Source organism: Flavobacterium soli DSM 19725 (genome assembly GCF_000422705.1).
GTDB lineage: Bacteria > Bacteroidota > Bacteroidia > Flavobacteriales > Flavobacteriaceae > Flavobacterium > Flavobacterium soli.
The window spans coordinates 1-17,398 of the sequence record NZ_AUGO01000017.1; the positions used below are offsets into that span (position 1 = coordinate 1).

At 34.9% G+C, this 17,398-nt stretch carries 18 protein-coding genes and 1 rRNA gene; 12 read left to right on the plus strand and 7 right to left on the minus strand.

What is annotated here, in order from left to right:
* The 8 genes from G508_RS0115245 to G508_RS0115285 all read left to right on the plus strand — a co-directional run.
* Nucleotides 1-309: transposase (locus G508_RS0115245; RefSeq protein WP_026706128.1), on the plus strand; the 309-nt coding region annotated here is incomplete at its 5' end.
* A gap of 72 nt (nucleotides 310-381) precedes the next feature.
* A complete protein-coding gene (locus tag G508_RS0115255; RefSeq protein ID WP_157486057.1) occupies nucleotides 382-909 on the plus strand; it encodes a hypothetical protein in 528 nt (175 codons plus the stop codon).
* A 181-nt stretch (nucleotides 910-1,090) separates the two neighbouring features.
* A complete protein-coding gene (gene gloA2 / locus G508_RS0115260; RefSeq protein WP_026706131.1) occupies nucleotides 1,091-1,480 on the plus strand; it encodes an SMU1112c/YaeR family gloxylase I-like metalloprotein in 390 nt (129 codons plus the stop codon).
* Between the two features lie 93 nt (nucleotides 1,481-1,573).
* Nucleotides 1,574-2,047, plus strand: coding sequence for a sll1863 family stress response protein (locus G508_RS0115265; protein WP_026706132.1), 474 nt, complete (start codon nucleotides 1,574-1,576; stop codon nucleotides 2,045-2,047).
* Nucleotides 2,048-2,178: 131 nt separating this feature from the next.
* The gene (locus G508_RS0115270) at nucleotides 2,179-3,459 is read left to right on the plus strand and encodes a chloride channel protein (protein WP_035694969.1); all 1,281 of its coding nucleotides are present in this window, start codon (nucleotides 2,179-2,181) and stop codon (nucleotides 3,457-3,459) included.
* Between the two features lie 6 nt (nucleotides 3,460-3,465).
* Nucleotides 3,466-4,074, plus strand: coding sequence for an HPP family protein (locus tag G508_RS0115275; protein ID WP_026706134.1), 609 nt, complete (start codon nucleotides 3,466-3,468; stop codon nucleotides 4,072-4,074).
* Entirely contained in the window at nucleotides 4,071-4,580 is a 510-nt protein-coding gene (locus G508_RS0115280) for a DUF6265 family protein (protein ID WP_026706135.1), read from the plus strand. Before G508_RS0115275 ends, G508_RS0115280 begins: the two co-directional genes overlap by 4 nt.
* Nucleotides 4,581-4,690: 110 nt before the next feature.
* Nucleotides 4,691-6,859 (plus strand): TonB-dependent siderophore receptor, encoded by a 2,169-nt coding sequence (locus G508_RS0115285; RefSeq protein WP_026706136.1) that lies wholly within the window; start codon nucleotides 4,691-4,693, stop codon nucleotides 6,857-6,859.
* 75 nt (nucleotides 6,860-6,934) lie between these two features.
* On the opposite strand, the gene G508_RS0115290 is transcribed toward G508_RS0115285, so the two are convergent.
* The 4 genes from G508_RS0115290 to G508_RS0115305 form a co-directional block, all read right to left on the minus strand.
* Complete coding sequence (locus tag G508_RS0115290) at nucleotides 6,935-9,223, minus strand: hypothetical protein (protein WP_026706137.1); 2,289 nt, start codon at nucleotides 9,221-9,223, stop codon at nucleotides 6,935-6,937.
* Nucleotides 9,183-10,223 (minus strand): hypothetical protein, encoded by a 1,041-nt coding sequence (locus G508_RS0115295; protein ID WP_157486059.1) that lies wholly within the window; start codon nucleotides 10,221-10,223, stop codon nucleotides 9,183-9,185. The genes G508_RS0115290 and G508_RS0115295 overlap by 41 nt, the downstream gene beginning before the upstream one ends.
* A gap of 136 nt (nucleotides 10,224-10,359) precedes the next feature.
* On the minus strand, nucleotides 10,360-11,820 hold the full coding sequence (locus tag G508_RS0115300) for an aminoacyl-histidine dipeptidase (RefSeq protein WP_026706139.1): 1,461 nt from the start codon (nucleotides 11,818-11,820) through the stop codon (nucleotides 10,360-10,362).
* Between the two features lie 77 nt (nucleotides 11,821-11,897).
* Nucleotides 11,898-12,155 (minus strand): (2Fe-2S) ferredoxin domain-containing protein, encoded by a 258-nt coding sequence (locus tag G508_RS0115305; protein WP_026706140.1) that lies wholly within the window; start codon nucleotides 12,153-12,155, stop codon nucleotides 11,898-11,900.
* Nucleotides 12,156-12,477: 322 nt separating this feature from the next.
* Here G508_RS0115305 and G508_RS0115310 point away from each other — a divergent pair, with 322 nt between their 5' ends.
* From G508_RS0115310 to G508_RS0115320, 3 genes are all read left to right on the plus strand, one after another.
* Entirely contained in the window at nucleotides 12,478-13,542 is a 1,065-nt protein-coding gene (locus tag G508_RS0115310; protein WP_026706141.1) for a DUF3810 domain-containing protein, read from the plus strand.
* A gap of 246 nt (nucleotides 13,543-13,788) precedes the next feature.
* A complete protein-coding gene (locus G508_RS0115315) occupies nucleotides 13,789-14,283 on the plus strand; it encodes an RNA polymerase sigma factor (protein WP_026706142.1) in 495 nt (164 codons plus the stop codon).
* Between the two features lie 16 nt (nucleotides 14,284-14,299).
* The gene (locus G508_RS0115320) at nucleotides 14,300-14,941 is read left to right on the plus strand and encodes a hypothetical protein (protein ID WP_026706143.1); all 642 of its coding nucleotides are present in this window, start codon (nucleotides 14,300-14,302) and stop codon (nucleotides 14,939-14,941) included.
* A 30-nt stretch (nucleotides 14,942-14,971) separates the two neighbouring features.
* Here G508_RS0115320 and G508_RS0115325 read toward each other — a convergent pair whose 3' ends face one another.
* On the minus strand, nucleotides 14,972-15,775 hold the full coding sequence (locus G508_RS0115325; protein ID WP_026706144.1) for a lysophospholipid acyltransferase family protein: 804 nt from the start codon (nucleotides 15,773-15,775) through the stop codon (nucleotides 14,972-14,974).
* 43 nt (nucleotides 15,776-15,818) lie between these two features.
* Complete coding sequence (locus tag G508_RS0115330) at nucleotides 15,819-16,457, minus strand: NUDIX hydrolase (RefSeq protein ID WP_026706145.1); 639 nt, start codon at nucleotides 16,455-16,457, stop codon at nucleotides 15,819-15,821.
* A gap of 86 nt (nucleotides 16,458-16,543) precedes the next feature.
* Between G508_RS0115330 and G508_RS0115335 the strand changes: the two genes are divergently transcribed.
* The gene (locus tag G508_RS0115335) at nucleotides 16,544-16,987 is read left to right on the plus strand and encodes a DUF4268 domain-containing protein (protein ID WP_026706146.1); all 444 of its coding nucleotides are present in this window, start codon (nucleotides 16,544-16,546) and stop codon (nucleotides 16,985-16,987) included.
* Between the two features lie 119 nt (nucleotides 16,988-17,106).
* On the opposite strand, the gene rrf is transcribed toward G508_RS0115335, so the two are convergent.
* Nucleotides 17,107-17,216 (minus strand): 5S ribosomal RNA (gene rrf / locus G508_RS0115340).
* Between the last annotated feature and the right edge of the window lie 182 nt (nucleotides 17,217-17,398).

Below are 17,398 nucleotides of genomic sequence, written 5' to 3' on the forward strand. Positions count from 1 at the left end.
AAAAATTGGAGGCAATTTGCTTGCTATTCGGGAGTAGCACCCTTTGAATATTCATCAGGAACCAGTGTAAAAGGCAGGACCAAGGTGAGTCATTTAGCAGACAAAAAGATGAAATCATTGCTTCACATGTGTGCATTGACGGCTATCAAATATGATCCACAGTTAAAAGAATATTATAATAAAAAGAAAGCCGAAGGTAAAAATTCGATGCTAGTATTAAACAACATTAGATGTAAAATTATAAGTCGTGTTTTTAGCGTAATTAACAGACAAACTCCATATGTAAATACATATAAATTTGCCTGTTAATTTTTAATATTTTATTTGTTTTTTATCATAGAATGCGGTAGCCGGTGGTTCAAAACCCGAAAATAGACTAAAATGAAACAAAAAATATTAATTATTTGCATTTCGATATTCTTAATATCCTGTTCAAAAAAAGAAAAAGATTTTGATTCTTTTGAATATTCATTTGCTGGAACTTTCTCAACTGTATTTTCCATAAAATTTACAGATAATGACACAGTATTTATGAGAGAACATTGGAATAGTGAAAGAGATGAAAACAGCAAATTTCCCAAACAGAGAACGAATTATTTTGCGTTAATGAATTCTCAACAAAGAAAGGAACTAAGATACTTATTGCAGAAAATAAACTTTAAAAAAATGGACTCCGAATATTTTGAAGATTACAGCGATGGTAGTGCATTTCAGTTAATATTCAGAAAAGGGAATTTTGAAAAAAAGATTTTTGTCCACAGTCATAAAATCCCAAAAGAATTAGATTCTCTCGCACGTTGGATAAATTATACTAAGATAAAATTGAAACCAACCGAAATAAACAGAGAATTCGAATTTAAAAGTGTAGAGGGATTGCTTCCTCCGCCACCGCCACCAATTATAAACTAAAATACTTTCCCGCTACCTCACAAATCCCTTCCCCGTGGAAGTGAGTAGAGAACCTTGATCTCGATAAAGTTTGTGGAGCTACTTGAAGAAATTGCTTCACCATTTCTGCTTTCGTTCGGGATGACAAAGCTTTTGAAACAATAATTCTTTATATTTAATGCATCCTTAAACACTTGCACGTATGCTCAAGATTAATTCGATTCATCATATTGCGATTATCTGTTCTGATTATGAAGTGTCCAAACATTTCTATACGGTTATTTTAGGGTTTGAAATTATGAGGGAAGTGTACCGAAAGGAAAGGGATTCATATAAATTGGATCTGGCCGTTAATGGAAGTTATGCTATCGAGTTGTTTTCGTTTCCTGATCCGCCAAAGAGGGTTTCACGTCCTGAGGCTGTGGGATTGAGGCATCTGGCTTTTGAGGTGGACAACGTTTTGGAAACCATTAAATCACTGACTTCTAAAAACATAGTGGCTGAACCCATCAGGATCGATGAATTTACAGGAAAGAAATTTACGTTTATCGCAGACCCGGATGGCCTGCCGATAGAATTCTATGAGGTGTAAATCTTACAATATTCAATAGAATTGCTGTAACAGCCGGGAACTAAAAAAGGCGGACATTTGGGATTATTAATTAAAATCAAAACAAAAAGCAAAATGAGAAAGACAGTATTAGTATCCTTAGGAGTATTGGTTGCTTCACTTTTGGTTGTTGAAGCTACCTTTATTAGCTGCAAATCGAATAACGAAAAGATTGAAGATGTCCAGGAAGAAGTCGTTGACGCTCAAGAAAATGAGCTTGAAGCAGAAGAAAATTTAAATGAAGTGAAAAATGACTCGGCTTCGGAATATGCAAAACTTAAAGCAGAAACAAAAGCCATTATCGCTAAAAACGAAACCAGAATCGCCGAATTCAAAGTAAAATTGAAACAGGAAACTGCCGAAAACAAAAAGGAATGGCAAGCCCAGATTGACAAGCTTGAGGCTAAAAACAATGAATTGAAAGAGGATTTGGATGCTTTTACAGAAACATCCAAAGAAAAATGGGACCTCTTTAAAGCAAGAGTTCAAAAAAATGTGGACGACATCAATAAAGATATTGAAGACTATAAAAAAGAACACAACTACTAACTAGATCATTCAAAGTTGAAAAGGTATTCGGGAAACTGAGTACCTTTTTTTATGGAGAAAAGCGTTAATTTTTTAGTTCTAAAAGACATTACGGATTGGGTTTGCTAACTTTGTATTTCAAAGATTTAATAATGAACGATATAACCAAGATCAAGAAGAATTACAACTACATTGTCTTTCAAAAACTACTAATTGCCTCCCTCCTAATCGGATTTCTTTCTGCCTTTTTGGGCATCTCCTTGAAAAGAATTACGGAATATTATGAACATGTTTTCTTCCTGAAAACGGTTACGAATTGGGTGTATATGCTATTTTTTCCTGTAATTGGTTTGTCGGTTATTTATATCTTGAGGCAGTATCTTTTTAAGAAGAAGGAAAACAAGGGCATTAAGGAAATTTTTGAAAGCACCGAATCTAAGACTAAAAATTTACCTACTTATAAAATTCCGTCCCACTTTATCAACGGCTTGATTACGGTTGCCTTTGGTGGTTCGACAGGGATTGAGGTTTCTACGGTTGTGGCTACGGCAACCATTGGGTCGGTAGCACAACAGAAGGAAAATCTATTTAGAAAATACAAAACCGAACTTATTTGTGCAGGGGTTGCAGCGGGTGTTACGGCTTTATTCGGGAGTCCGTTTGCTGGAATCTTGTTTGCCTTGGAAGTTATTTCGAGAAAAGTAAACAAGGTGTCCTTGCTTACCAATATCATTGCGGTTTCGGTTGCTTTTGCATTGGTTTTTATTTTGAATGAAGAACCTTTGTTTGCCATCAATATTACGACTTGGCATTATGCCGCGATTCCTTATTTTATCCTTCTTGGAATCTTGGCAGGGATTAATTCCGTTTATCTTACCAAATGCGTGATGTATATCAAGGCTTCTTTCTTGCACATTGAAACACAGTACGCTAAAATCTTGGTGGGTGCTGTAATTTTAAGTACGGCCTTATTGGCGTTTCCGCAGCTTTATGGTGATGGTTATCATGCTATTCGCGAAATTATTTTCCGCTCTGGTGGCGATACCTTTTCAGTATCATTGATTGCCACTGTTGTTGGGATTTTGATTTTGAAGCCGATCGTAACTTCCGTGACACTTGCTGCAGGTGGCGATGGTGGCGTTTTTGCTCCAAGCTTATTTATTGGTGCTTTCCTCGGATTTCTAGTGGCGATGCTCTTGAATACCTTCTTTAATGCAGGCGTTTTACCGATCAATTTTATGGTTATCGGAATGGCAGCGATGCTGAGTGCGAGTATTCATGCTCCTTTTACAGCCTTGTTTTTAGTTTGCGGATTAGTGAATGATTATACTTTGTTTTTCCCAATCTTGGTGGTGTGCCTTATTTCTAAATATACTTCGAAATTGATTTACCCATATACAGTTTATACTTTTACAGCAGTTCCAACAAAATAATATCAGATGCCGACGAAAAAAATAAAGCGAAGTTATCGCAAAACAAAATACATTCTTTATAAGGAAACTTTAGTTGACTTTAAGGAACATTTTTGGGCTTTTCTGGGTTCGTTTATTGGTATTGGCATTATTGCTTACTCGCAATCCTTGACGCTTCCAGTTTCGGATGTGGTGTATTTGATTGGGTCTTTTGGTGCATCCAGTGTGCTGGTGTATGGCGTTATCCAGAGTCCGTTGGCACAACCTCGCAATTTGATTGGTGGTCATTTGGTTTCGGCAATTGTTGGTGTTACCGTGCAGAAATTTGTACCTGATGTTATTTGGCTGACGGCTCCGTTGGCAGTTTCCCTTTCAATAGTACTGATGCAGATGACGAAAACATTGCATCCTCCGGGTGGAGCGACGGCTTTGATTGCAGTTACGGGTTCGGCAGAATTAAAAAGTATTGGCTATTGGTATGTTATTTCTCCAGTTCTAGTTGGTGCTTTGATCCTTTTATTGGTTGCCTTGATTTTCAACAATATGACATCAAACCGACAATATCCAGTTTCGAGACATGGAAAAAAAAGACGAATTATTCCTTATCTTCACCATTATTTAAACTCTAAAAAATGATCAAAAAAGTACTCTATCTATCGGCAATTGTAATGATGACTACGATTTCCTGCAAAAAGGAAGCGGTTATTGAGCAAACAGAACAAAAAGAAGAACAATTTGCGGCACTTAAAAAAGCGAATTGGTTTTTAGGAAGATGGGAAAATAATTCGCCGGAAGGCAATTTATCCGAAATCTGGAAAAAAGAAAACGACTCTACGTTTTTTGGCGAAAGCTATTTTGTGATTAAAAACGATACGGTTTTTGCAGAACGCGTGAGCTTGGAAGAACGAAACGGGAAACTTTCGTATGTGGTTACGGTTCCGAATCAGAATGATGCAAAACCTGTTGCATTTGAACTGACTTCTACGGAAGGAAATTCTTGGATATTTGAAAATCCAGAGCATGATTATCCAAACAAGATTATTTACAATCAAGTTGGAATTGACAGCTTGGTTGCAGAAATTAGAGGAATAAAGCAGGGTAAGGAAAAGAATGAGTTTTTTAGGATGGTAAAAGTGGAGTAAACTATAGGACAAAAAAACTTTAAATCCTATCTGTAATAATTCTAAATAAACTTTTTTCTTTCTTTTCACGTAATTATATTTGCATCGTTATTTTAATCAATTCTAAATAAATGAACAAATATTTTACGATTCCATTATTTACCCTACTTACCACTACAGTTTGTTTTGCTCAAGAAAATACTACCGCAATTGACACCCTTAAAACCAAAGGACAAGATTTACAAGAAGTGATTGTAACCAATCATAAAAATCCGGCATCGGTATCGAGATCGGGCATCAAAGCTATTGATTTACCTCAAAGTATTCAGGTAATTGGAAGTGATGTAATCGAGCAACAACAGCCAATCCGTCTTAGCGATGTAATCAAAAATGCAAATGGTGTTTATGTTGGTTCTGCCCGAGGTGGTGCACAAGAATCGTTTTGGTCAAGAGGCTACGACATGTCTGCCAACAATATGTTTAAGAATGGTTTCCGTTTTAATAGTGGCTCAATGCCTGAAGTTTCATCCCTTGAAAAGATTGAGATCCTGAAAGGAAGTTCGGCTCTTTTGTATGGAAATGTAGCACCCGGAGGAATTTTAAATATGGTTACAAAAACACCATCGTTTACACAAGGTGGAGAAGTATCTATGCAGGCGGGAAGCTATAGTTTCTACAAGCCTTCGATTGATTTATATGGACCATTGAACAACTCTATTGCTTATAGATTTAATGGGAGTTATGAAAATTCTGAAAGCTTTCGTGATGTTGTCAAACGAGAACGTTTCTATGTGAACCCTTCCTTGTTTTTCAAAATCAGCAAAAAAACAGAAATTATAGTTCAGGGAGATTACCTGCACGACGATTGGACTCCTGATTTTGGTACTGCAATTATTGGAAAAGAGATCATTGATTTGCCCCGAGATTTATATATGGGAGCAAAATGGTCAAACGGAACTACAAAACAAGGAACATTTTCTGGATTGGTAAGCCATCAACTCAATGATAATTGGAAATTGAATTTTAATTCTTCTTATCAAGATTATAGTAGGGCTTCAAAAGGAACCGAAAGGATTCAGCCATCTGCAGATGGAGCTTGGAAAAGACCATTAGGACAAACCCAAAATAAAGAACAAATTATTGCGGAACAGTTGAGTTTGCAGGGGAATTTTAAAACCGGTACGATTAAGCATCAACTATTTACGGGTGTTGATTATGAGAATTCGTTTGCTCAAGCCTATACTTTCGTATTTGATCCAACGACCTACGGTGAAGGAAATATATTTGATTTTGAAAATTTTGATCAAGGTGGTGCAATCCCAAATGCAAAGAATACTAAGATCGCTAAAACCGAGACTTACCGCTTTGGTGTGTATGCACAAGATTTGATTTCAATCACTCAAAAGTTTAAAATCTTAGCGGGATTACGTTGGTCTTGGCAAGAATCACAGGTTAAAACTACTGATTTTACAGCCCCAATTACAAAAATTACTGAAGCAGGAAAATTAACTGATGCTGCTTTTTCGCCAAAATTGGGATTCATCTATCAACCAACAAAAGAGGTTTCCTTATTTGCAAGTTATGCCAACTCGTTTACTCCAAACAGCGGTATCACGGTATCGGGAGAGGCAATTGAACCTTCTATTATTGACCAATATGAAGTTGGTGTAAAGAAAGAATTCTGGAAAGGTTTATTTACAACAAACATTACTGTGTATCAGATAACCAACAGTAATTTGGCACAAATGGCCGAGTTTAAAGCAGATGGTAGTCCTAATAATGATACCAACATCAAGACATTAAGTGGAGAAACCAGAAGCAAGGGAATTGAATTTGACATTACCGCACATCCCATTGATGGTTTGAATATTATGGCAGGTTACAGCTACAATGACATGCGATATACCGAAACTTCTGGATTAAAGGGAAGTTTTATTGAAGGAGATCGTTTGGCAAGAACACCAGCCAATACAGCAAATTTAAGCTTTTTCTATACCCTTCAATCAGGAGCCTTGAAAGGTGTTTCATTTGGAGCATTGGGAAGTTATATTGGAAAAAGAGTGGGCGGATGGAACAATCAAATAGACCCAGATAGAGAAGGTGGAATTTGGGATAGAGAGGTTCCATTGGATGGATATGCAACGATTGATGTATCGGCAGGTTACACATGGGACAAGTTTTCGCTTTTGTGCAAATTATCCAATATCACAAACGAATTGAATTATACAGTTCATGAGAATTATAGTGTGAATCCGATTGCTCCAAGACAAGTCCTGGCGTCGCTGAAATATAAATTCTAATCGAATTGATTCATAAAGCAAAACCCCTCGTTTTTCAATAACGAGGGGTTTTGTTTTTTAAACCAATAGGTTTACTTATCGCCTTGCCTTGAAATAATCATTCAAATTATCACAACTGGACAAGTCATTATAATACATCGGAAATTCCTGCTTCAATAAAAAAAAACTAGTAGAATTGGTATCAGCAAAGTCAATCATTCTCAAACATAAAGCTTTAAACTTATCTGTCTTTGCATTTTTATAGGCCAAAGTATAAAACTCTTTTGCCTTTAGATTTTGTCTGTATTCCCGTTCATCGATGTAAGATTGATTATAATAGGTTGCATCTCTATAATTTTCATAGCTAGAATACCTACGCATCATCCAAGAATTTCCCTTATCTGACATATTATAATAACAGTTGGCAATTAGAAAATAATAGTAATCCTTATCTTTTGTTGCGGGATTATTAGCTAAATTCAAATACTTAATGAGATGTTCCGTAACCGAGAGTTTGTTTACGATGAAAGATTCCTTGGTATCGATAAAACTTTTAGTATGCTTAATTTTATTAAATGGATTTTGGTCGAATGCATAGTTCTCATCATATTTTCCTCTTTCCCAAGCATTATAATTATCAATCCAATATTTAGGCTCGATAGAGCGAAAGGTAACCAATGCTTTATTCAATTGGTCTTCACGGATATATTTTGTTCCTAATAAATCCTTTAGATAATTCAACTCTTCTGTAAGCTTACGGTAAAGGAACTTTTGAAAATCGGTAGTGTTTTTTGATGGAACTACATCTACTACTTTTTGCAAACTATTTGCATCATAAACAAAATCGAGATAATCAAAATAGTTATAAAACACTTCCATATAGTTGGAATTTGCCAAACGATTTCCTCGCCATTCCACATCAGCTATATAAGCAAATTCATAATCATAGGATGTTTCACAAAGAGACAATAGTGCAACGCCATCTGTTAGGTTTCCTCGGAATTCTAACTCACGTCCCAAGGCAAACATGAAGCGATAATCTTTAGCATGCTTCTGAATTATTTGTTCAATTTCAGGCTTTATAATGGCCTTGCCAAAATCCTGATGTGAAATAATGCACAATGCTTTTATTTTTTCTATCTGCTCGAATATTTTTTCAGATTTATAGTTGCTTTCAAATTGATTTATTTTAGATAAACATTCGTCGTATTTTCTTGTAATAAAAAGCAATTGTATTTCTGAAGCCTTCCATAAAGTGGCGTCCGTAGTATTTGAAATCGAAATTGATTGAATGAAATCCAGTACCTCTTTGGCATAAAGGCGGTCATTTTCTGATCGAGCTCTCAAAGTTAGAGTTGTAGCGTTATCTTCTGAGCCTAACCAATAGTTATCCGTTTCTATAACCGATGGCATATAATTCGTATAATATGGGGTATACACCCAATCCTCAATTTTATTGATTTCTCGTAACAGTAAAAAGCTTAATAATTTTGATTTTGGATTGTTTTTGTACATCTCTTTTAGATAGTTCAAGTTCCTGTCTACCTTTTGGATTGATGCATAGCCATACAAATTAGCAATATCCTCCTTTGTTTTGGCAAATTTTAAAGCTTCAGCCAAGTTGAATTCATTCTTAAAATAATAGTAGCTAGCATAATATTTTTCTGGTGAATGTTCTAAAAGTGCCACAACATCATTCATCCTATCTGGGTTTTCATTGGCAAAAGCATAGAAAAAACTGCTCCAATAGTACAAATAATCTTTAGTGGAATTCTTGAATTGGTTTTGAAATAAGTCTTTTATTATTGCAAAATTTCCAGTGTAATAGGCCAATCTGATACCTAAAAATGCATACTTTCTTTTAAAGTAAGGATCCGCTTCAGCTTTGGTAACTTTAACCAAATCATTCAAAAATAAATTCGTTTTGGAAGTGTCTATTCCTTTGTTTCTTTCCCAAACATCGCCTTCAACATTTAATGAATTGATTGCTTCACATTTCTTGGCAAAAGTCAAATATTGAAGAGCTTTGGTCTTTTTATTTTTATATAAATATTTTAAAAATTCATTATCGCTTTGTGGATGAACATCCGTGAAAGTTGCCGAATTCATAAACACACTTATGGCTTCGATTGAAACTTTTTGGTTTACATAATTGTACCAATCTATTTCATTTGCTTCATAAAATGGTTTCCGATTATCAAAAGTTACATCATAATCAAATCCAAACAAATCAGCATTATAATAAAATGCCTTGTAATGGCTGTAGCCAAAATAGGATGGATTGAACAAACAATACCGAATATCTTCGCCATAAGGAGAATAACCACAAGAAAACAGCTTACTACTACTTAGTAAAAGAATTGTAAAAATTAGATAATTCTTCATTTGGATATTGGTTTAAAACTTCGTTGTCAATGTGAAAGAAACTTACTGTAATGTCTTGGTCGAGGATAACATTTTTCTTGATTAAGGCTATAGTTTTTTCTATTGTTTCTTGAGAAACTTCTTCGCATTTTATCTTGTCTCCTTTTCTGATGTAATTCGAATAATCAATAACCGTATCCTTTGTAACCTCATACCACATTGGTCTTAAAGGTTTTGTAAAGCTTTTCAAATCCTTGGAATTCATTTTTAAAACCTGAGTAAATTGATTCCCTTGATATAAATGCGACCAAAAGAAAATAGGCAATGCAACATCAATATGCTTCGGATAAGTTCTTTCTTTATCCAAATAAAGTTTTAGTTCATCATAATCCAAAATGGAATTTTTATCTTTTTGAGATAAGGGCTGGATCAAATTATAGCACATCAAGGTGACTTTATCTACAGGAGGAATACCCATTTTTTCAGGATATTTATATGGATACAATCTCAAGGTACAGCTGATTTCTCTTTGCGAAATGGCTTTTATTTTTTTCAATAAATAAAAATATTTGTCCTTTGTTGAAGCTGTCCAATCACAATCTATTTGGACTTCCTCATTCGTGACTGCTTTTTCAGACATTTCTTTATTGTACTTGTCAACCAAGAAAACAATATTGTCTGCCAAGATATCCAAATCCTTTTCAGAATTGAACTTAAAGATTTCGTTTTTGATATAAATTGTTGGGATGATATTTAATCCTTCGATACCTTCAACTTGATAGCTTATTCTGTTATTCTTTGCAAATGGAAAATTTCCCATCGCTTCATTGTAATCAATCTCAAAATATTTGACATACATTTTTTTGACTTGCAAATCATTTAGCTTTTGTACATCTTGATAATTTAGATCGGTATCATTTTTCCAATAATAAAATGCCCTTTCTACATTTTGAACTTTATTTTCCTTTTTACAAGAAATGAAACACAAAGCAAGCAACCCTAAAAACACTATTTTTTTCATTCGGATCTGGATTTTCATTGTAACGCAAATTCGTATTAAAATTATATTATTTACTTAAATAATTTCATAAAAAAACCGCTTATTTCTAAGCGGTTCTTGTAAATATATTTTTGCCAGTTACGACATCGTCTCTAAATTATTTCACCGGAATATTTTGCAATATTTCCAATACAAATTTCCAATATTTCTGAGCAGATGAAATTGAAGCTCTTTCGTCTGGAGAGTGAGCTCCGTGGATAGTTGGCCCAAAGGAAATCATATCCATATCTGGGTAATTTGTTCCTAAGATTCCACACTCTAAACCTGCATGACACGCTACAACATTGGCTTTTGAACCATTTTGTTTTTCATAGATAGCAGTTAGAACATCTAAAATAGGAGAATTTACATTTGGTGTCCAACCTGGGTAAGAACCAGAAAGTGTCACCTCGCATCCGATTAATTCGAAAGCCGAACGTAAGGCATTTGCCAAATCATATTTAGACGTTTCTACAGAAGAACGTGTCAAGCATCCGATTGTAATTTCACCGTCTTTAACGATTACTCTTGCAATATTGTTTGATGTTTCTACCAAATCAGCCATATCAGCACTCATTCTGTAAACGCCATTATGAGCGGTGTAAAGTGCACGAACTAGGCCTTCCTGAACACCTAAGTCCATTACTTTTTTAGGCAAATCGGCTTTTTGAATATCGATAACCAAATTAGGCTCGGTAGTTTTGAATTCTGTTTTGATGTCGCCGATGATCTCCTGCATGTCAAAAACATACGCTTCATCATACATTCCAGCTATAATAACCGTTGCAACACTTTCGCGAGGAATGGCATTGCGTAAACTTCCACCGTTGATTTCAGCAATCTGCAATCCGAAATTTTCAAATCCGTCAAAAAGAAGACGGTTCATGATTTTATTGGCGTTTCCTAAACCTTTATGAATGTCCATTCCTGAATGTCCGCCGTTTAATCCTTTTACGGTAATGGTATACGCCACAGAATCGTCTGGAACATCTTCTTGTTCGTAACCTCTTGTAGCCGTTACATCGATTCCACCAGCACAACCAATGTCAATTTCATCATCTTCTTCAGTATCTAAGTTCAAAAGGATTTCGCCCTGAAGCAAACCTCCTTTTAAACCCATTGCACCCGTCATTCCCGTTTCTTCATCAATCGTAAACAAGGCTTCGATTGCTGGATGCGGAATATCTGTAGATTCAAGGATAGCCATTATGGTAGCAACTCCAAGTCCGTTATCAGCTCCAAGTGTTGTTCCTTTTGCACGAACCCAATCCCCATCCACATACATTTCGATTCCTTGTGTGTCGAAATCAAAAACAGTATCCGAATTTTTTTGGTGTACCATATCCAAATGCGATTGCATCACGATGGTTTTGCGGTTTTCCAATCCTGAAGTGGCAGGTTTTTTTATGATAACATTACCCACTTCGTCTTCAATGGTTTCAAGACCCAGTTTTTTTCCGAAGTCTTTCATAAAAGCGATTACTCTTTCCTCTTTTTTTGAAGGACGAGGAACAGCATTCAGGTCGGCAAATTTATTCCAAAGTTGTTTTGGTTCGAGGTTGCGAATTTCTTGGCTCATTCTTTAAATAGTTATAAAGTTTAAAGCCGTAAAGTTACAAAGTTAGTTTTGGATGTATTTAAAAAGTGGAGAGTAATTTAAGCGATATGCTTTTCAAAAAGTTTTTTAGCATCTTTTTTAGAAACTTTTCCAACGCATTCGTTTTTATGGATGCAAACTACAGGAGCTTGCTTGCACATTCCTTGGCATTTCATTTTTTCGATTGAAACGGTTCCTTTCAAACCTGCTTCTTTAACCAAATCCTTAAAGCATTCTTTTACTTCAGAGTTGTAACGGCAACATTTTTTTCCGTCACAGAATAAAATAACTTTTTCCTTTGCGTCTTTCTTTCCCATTGTGTAAGTCGTTGAAAATGCGTTTGTCCAATTGAGATTAGACACTGCAAGTTTAGTGATTTTATTTTTATCTATTCTAAATTAATGCTTAATTTTTTCAAAAAGTAATTAACAATCTGCATTCAATATTGGACACGAATTACACCAATTGGCACGAATTGAAGAATTGCAATCTCTAAAAGAGAAATTTGTGAAATTTACACAAAGCATATTTTGTGAAAATTCATGAAACTCGTGTAAAATAAATTTGTTCTTCTTCTATACTAGTTACGGAATTTAAAAGCTACTGGTTTGCTATATTTACAAAATCAAAATTACCCTAATGAAAAACAAGAAAGTCATATTGCCGCTTTTTCTGATTGTTCAAATCATTTCCCTTCAAATTTTATCCTTTTTTCCAGAATTTATCGAAACCTATTATAGTAATGGATTATATCCTCATATAGCCAAAATATCGAGAGCTATTTTTGGTTGGATACCGTTTTCGTTTGGAGATATTATCTATTTTATTGTGATTTTCATGATTTTGAGATGGTTTATATTGAATAGAAAAACTTGGAAAACCAAATGGAAATCAAATTTGCTGATGGTTGTCAGCGGTATTTCGATTTTTTATTTTTTGTTTCATTTTCTTTGGGCAACAAACTATCACAGGGTTCCTCTTTTTGAAAAAATGAAAATTGAAAAGGAATATAGCGATGCTGATTTAATGGCTTTTACCCAGAAATTAATTGCAAAAACCAATCAAGTCCATTCGGAATTAGAAGAAAATAAAAACATCAAAATTACAAATCCATATTCTCAGGAATTGATTTTCAAGATGACGTTGAATGGTTATAAAAATTTATCAGCCGAATATGATTTCTTTAAATATGAAGAGCCGAGCATCAAGAAATCGCTCATCAGTTTGCCTCTGACCTATATGGGTTTTGGTGGTTATTTAAATCCTTTTACCAACGAAGCTCAGGTAAACGACAAGTTGCCAATGTATAATTTTCCATTTACGGTGTGTCACGAAATGGCCCATCAAATTGGCTATGCTTCAGAAAGTGAGGCTAATTTTATTGGATTTCTATCCACTACAAAAAACAAGGATTTGTATTTTCAATATGCCGGATACAGTTATGCTTTGCGGTATTGCCTGAGAAATTGGGAAATTCGGGATGAAAAGATTTTGGAGGAATTGCAGCAAAAAATCCGTCCTGGAGTTTTGAAAAATTATGAAGAAAGTGAAGCCTTTTGGATTAAATACAATACTCCAATTGAAGACGGTTTCAAGGTTTTCTATGATAATTTTCTGAAGATGAACAAACAGGAAGAAGGATTGGAAAGTTATAGTAAGTTTGTGAACTTGATGGTGGGGTATTACAGGGGGAAGGAATTATAATTTTTCTGCCACAGATTAAATAATTTTCACCGATTTAGTTTTAAATATCTTTATGGTTTTAAAAAGTTTCTCGAAATGCCTAAAGTTATTCCCTAGCCCCGATTGAAGTGGAAATCCTTTTTGTCCCGGGGTTCGGGACAAAAAGATTGGAACGGAAAGCGGGAAAATGGTTTCTGAAAACGAAAATAATTTTCGCTCCTGAAAAAAATCTGTAACAAAAACTAGACAACTACTACTAACGTAAATATGAGTGCGAATTTAGAACAATCTTTTGTCCAGCAATTGCAGGCGAACCAGAACATCATCCACAAGATTTGTAGGTTGTATACGTCTGGCGAGGACGAGCATAAGGATTTGTTTCAGGAAATTACGATTCAGCTCTGGAAGGCGTTCCCGAAGTTTCGTGGCGAGAGTAAATTCTCGACTTGGGCCTATAGGGTGGCGTTGAACACGGCGATTACTTTGTATCGCAAGAGCACTCGGACGGTTTCGACTATGGAATATGATACTACCAAGCATTTTTTTAAGGAGGAGGATTATAACTATGAAGAGGAAGAACAGATCAAACTGATGTATAAAGCTGTTCATCAGTTAAATGACATCGAAAAAGCATTAGTTTTTATGTATTTGGAAGACAAGGATTATGAAGAGATTTCGGAAACTTTGGGAATCAGCGAAGTGAATGCAAGGGTAAAAATGAACAGGATTAAGGGAAAATTGAAGAAAATTTTAAATCCGTAAAGGAGAAAAAAAAGATATGGAAGGCTTAGATTTATTAAAGAAAGACTGGAAAAAGAATGAAAATTCTTTTGAGCAGGTTTCGGAAACTCAGATTTATAAAATGATTCACAAGAGTTCATCCTCTATCGTGAAATGGATTTTTATCATCAGTTTGCTGGAGTTTGCTTTGTGGAGTCTTATTGCTTTTTGCATGAAAGATTCGGAAGTGATGCAGAAATTTAACAGTTATCATGTAGAGCATATCATGCTTCCCTTTACGGTAATAGGATATATTGTATTGGTTTATTTCTTCTTTCAATTTTTTATGAATTATAGAAAAATTTCGGCAACAGATAATTCTAGGGTTTTGATTTCAAATATTATAAAAACCAGAAAAAAAGTATATCAATATGTTTGGTTTAATATTATTTATGGAATTATAAGTTCGATAATTGTGACGTACATCCAATTGACACATGATCAGGATATCATTGAAATGATCCATCAATTTGACCAAGACGGAAAAGGAACTTTAATATATGGTATTTATTTTTTAATGGTGTTTGTTTTTATGGCCTTGTTTGTAGGTTTGATTTGGCTGTTTTACCGCTTGATTTATGGTGTTTTGCTGAAACGATTGTATAAAAATTATGAAGAGTTGAAGAAAATAGATTTATAAAAAAAGAGGCGATTGCCTCTTTTTATTTTTTTAGTATTCCCATTTTCGCTTTTTGTTTAGTTCTTCTTGTATTTGAATTTCTTCAGCAGGAATTACTTTTAAAAACGATGGATGCTGTTCGATGGCGTATTCTACTTTCTCTACGATTTGCTCGATTGTGTCGTTTTCATAATCAATTTGCAAAGGTTCTTTGATGATAAATGATTGGAGAATGCCTTTCTTTTTTAATCGTAATCCTTTCTTATCGAATGAACGACGAAAACCATCAATCACTATTGGCACCACGATTGGCTTGTGGGTTTTAATAATGTGTGCAGTTCCCTTTCTTACGGGTTTAAAAGATTTTGTAGTTCCTTGCGGAAAAGTAATTACCCAACCGTCTTCAAGAGCGATTCGGATATTTTCGGTATCATTTGGATTAACTTCTCTTTGAACGTCTTTCCCTTTTGCACGCCAAGTTCTTTCAACCGTTATAGCTCCAACATAGGATAGGATTCTTGGTAGTAATCCTTCTCGCATTGTTTCTTTTGCCGCAACATAATAAATATTGAGTTTTGGTTGCCAGAGATAGCCAATATTTTTAATATGATCCTGTCTTCCGCTCAAACTGGCATTAAAAACGTGAAACATCGCCACTACATCGGCAAAATAAGTCTGATGATTGGATATAAAAAGGACATTGGTTTCCGGCAAATCTTTTATGATTTCAGAACCATCGATTTGGAGCTCGTTAAAACCTCGATAACGTCTATGTGTTAAGGCTCCAAAAATTCGAATCAACCATTTTTTTATAAAAAGGATATGACCGAAAGGATTTCGTTTGAACAATCCCATATTTTTAGCAAAATTAAGTCGCAAACATACAAAAACTAACGGTTTAAAATACGCTTTTTAATACTTCTTTAAGTTCGTTAAGCATCTGTGAAGTAGCTCCCCAGATATAGTATTCTTGAAATTTAAAAGCGGGAACATCTACTTCTTCCATATAACTTGTACTCAATTTTTTTCTGACTTTTGCACTATCGTCCATCAATACAGACAAAGGCATTTCTATGATACCAAAGACTTCCCTTTCATCAGGATTAAAAATTAACTCCTGTGTAGCATAACCCAAGAAAGGATATACTTTGAAATTGCTTGGCGGAATATATAATGGCGTAAAAGGTTTTACAATGTTTATCCACTCTTTATCAATTCCAATTTCTTCAAATGTTTCGCGTAAAGCAGTGTCAGCTAACGAAACATCGAATTTTTCAACCTTTCCTCCTGGAAATCCAATTTGAGAAGAATGAACACCTTTATATGAATTTCTAAGAATCATAACAAGATGAGGTTCCTCATTTTTAGGATAGAACAGCATCATTACCGAAGCTTCTCTTGGATTTATTTTTTCGAGGTCTAAATCCTTAAAAATGGCTATTCTTTCTAGCGGCATCATTTCGACATGAGCATTATCACCAGGAAGTTTTTCTTCAAGAATTTGCGGAATATATTTCAGAAAGACATCAAAATTCATATTTAAAGGTTATTTTTGTAGTAACTAAAGATAGTTCGGAAATTTGAGATTCCAAAATCAAAAATAAAGTTTAAAAATAGAAAGAAATGTTCAGTAAAGCCGAAGCACAAATGATTAAGAGGGAATTTTGGATACAATTTGCCGAAGAATATCCACGAAAATGGCTTTTGTATGATACCAAAATCAAAGACTTTTCTTTTAAGTTTTATGTCGATAACAAAAAAGCCCAAGTGATGATTGATATTGAACCTAAAGATGAAGAAAAAAGAAAAATCTATTTCGAGAAAATTGAATCCTTGAAGCAGATTTTATTGGATGAGTTTATCCCCGAAGCTATTTTCGAAAGCAACTTCCACTTGGAAACAGGAAAAATAATCAGCAGGATTTGGGTTGAAAAAGTTGGCATTAGCGTAATGAACAAGAATACCTGGTTTCCAATTTTTGATTTCTTTTTTGAAAACATGGATGCTTTTGAACGCTTTTTCTATGAATATCGGGAATATATTGAGGATTTGGAGGTGAATACTTAATTCACTACAATTCCAAAAGGGCAATTTACTACTCTATTCTTTTGCTTTTCCCTATATCCAGCATCCCTGCATCAATAAAAACAAAAAACCCCTCATCGAATGATGAGGGGTTTTCAAAAGAAAGGCGACGACATACTCTCCCACATAACTGCAGTACCATCTGCGCAGGCGGGCTTAACTTCTCTGTTCGGGATGGGAAGAGGTGAGCCCCGCCGCAATAACCACCTTAGGTCGTTACGCGATCGGATTCGATCACATTATATTATCAACACACTGAGATAAAGAAAAGTATATATTAGAAAGTTTCTCCCCGAGCCTTGCGGCCCGGGAAAAGGATGTACATAAGCTTACGGGTTATTAGTACTACTCGACTATGACATTACTGCCTTTACATCTGTAGCCTATCAACGT

Bases quoted from the DNA above. Each gene is read 5' to 3' on its own strand.
- G508_RS0115255 (WP_157486057.1), top strand. From the start codon at position 382: ATGAAACAAAAAATATTAATTATTTGCATTTCGATATTCTTAATATCC.
- gloA2 (WP_026706131.1), top strand. From the start codon at position 1,091: ATGCTCAAGATTAATTCGATTCATCATATTGCGATTATCTGTTCTGAT.
- G508_RS0115265 (WP_026706132.1), top strand. From the start codon at position 1,574: ATGAGAAAGACAGTATTAGTATCCTTAGGAGTATTGGTTGCTTCACTT.
- G508_RS0115270 (WP_035694969.1), top strand. From the start codon at position 2,179: ATGAACGATATAACCAAGATCAAGAAGAATTACAACTACATTGTCTTT.
- G508_RS0115275 (WP_026706134.1), top strand. From the start codon at position 3,466: ATGCCGACGAAAAAAATAAAGCGAAGTTATCGCAAAACAAAATACATT.
- G508_RS0115280 (WP_026706135.1), top strand. From the start codon at position 4,071: ATGATCAAAAAAGTACTCTATCTATCGGCAATTGTAATGATGACTACG.
- G508_RS0115285 (WP_026706136.1), top strand. From the start codon at position 4,691: ATGAACAAATATTTTACGATTCCATTATTTACCCTACTTACCACTACA.
- G508_RS0115290 (WP_026706137.1), bottom strand. From the start codon at position 9,223: ATGAAGAATTATCTAATTTTTACAATTCTTTTACTAAGTAGTAGTAAG.
- G508_RS0115295 (WP_157486059.1), bottom strand. From the start codon at position 10,223: ATGAAAAAAATAGTGTTTTTAGGGTTGCTTGCTTTGTGTTTCATTTCT.
- G508_RS0115300 (WP_026706139.1), bottom strand. From the start codon at position 11,820: ATGAGCCAAGAAATTCGCAACCTCGAACCAAAACAACTTTGGAATAAA.
- G508_RS0115305 (WP_026706140.1), bottom strand. From the start codon at position 12,155: ATGGGAAAGAAAGACGCAAAGGAAAAAGTTATTTTATTCTGTGACGGA.
- G508_RS0115310 (WP_026706141.1), top strand. From the start codon at position 12,478: ATGAAAAACAAGAAAGTCATATTGCCGCTTTTTCTGATTGTTCAAATC.
- G508_RS0115315 (WP_026706142.1), top strand. From the start codon at position 13,789: ATGAGTGCGAATTTAGAACAATCTTTTGTCCAGCAATTGCAGGCGAAC.
- G508_RS0115320 (WP_026706143.1), top strand. From the start codon at position 14,300: ATGGAAGGCTTAGATTTATTAAAGAAAGACTGGAAAAAGAATGAAAAT.
- G508_RS0115325 (WP_026706144.1), bottom strand. From the start codon at position 15,775: ATGGGATTGTTCAAACGAAATCCTTTCGGTCATATCCTTTTTATAAAA.
- G508_RS0115330 (WP_026706145.1), bottom strand. From the start codon at position 16,457: ATGAATTTTGATGTCTTTCTGAAATATATTCCGCAAATTCTTGAAGAA.
- G508_RS0115335 (WP_026706146.1), top strand. From the start codon at position 16,544: ATGTTCAGTAAAGCCGAAGCACAAATGATTAAGAGGGAATTTTGGATA.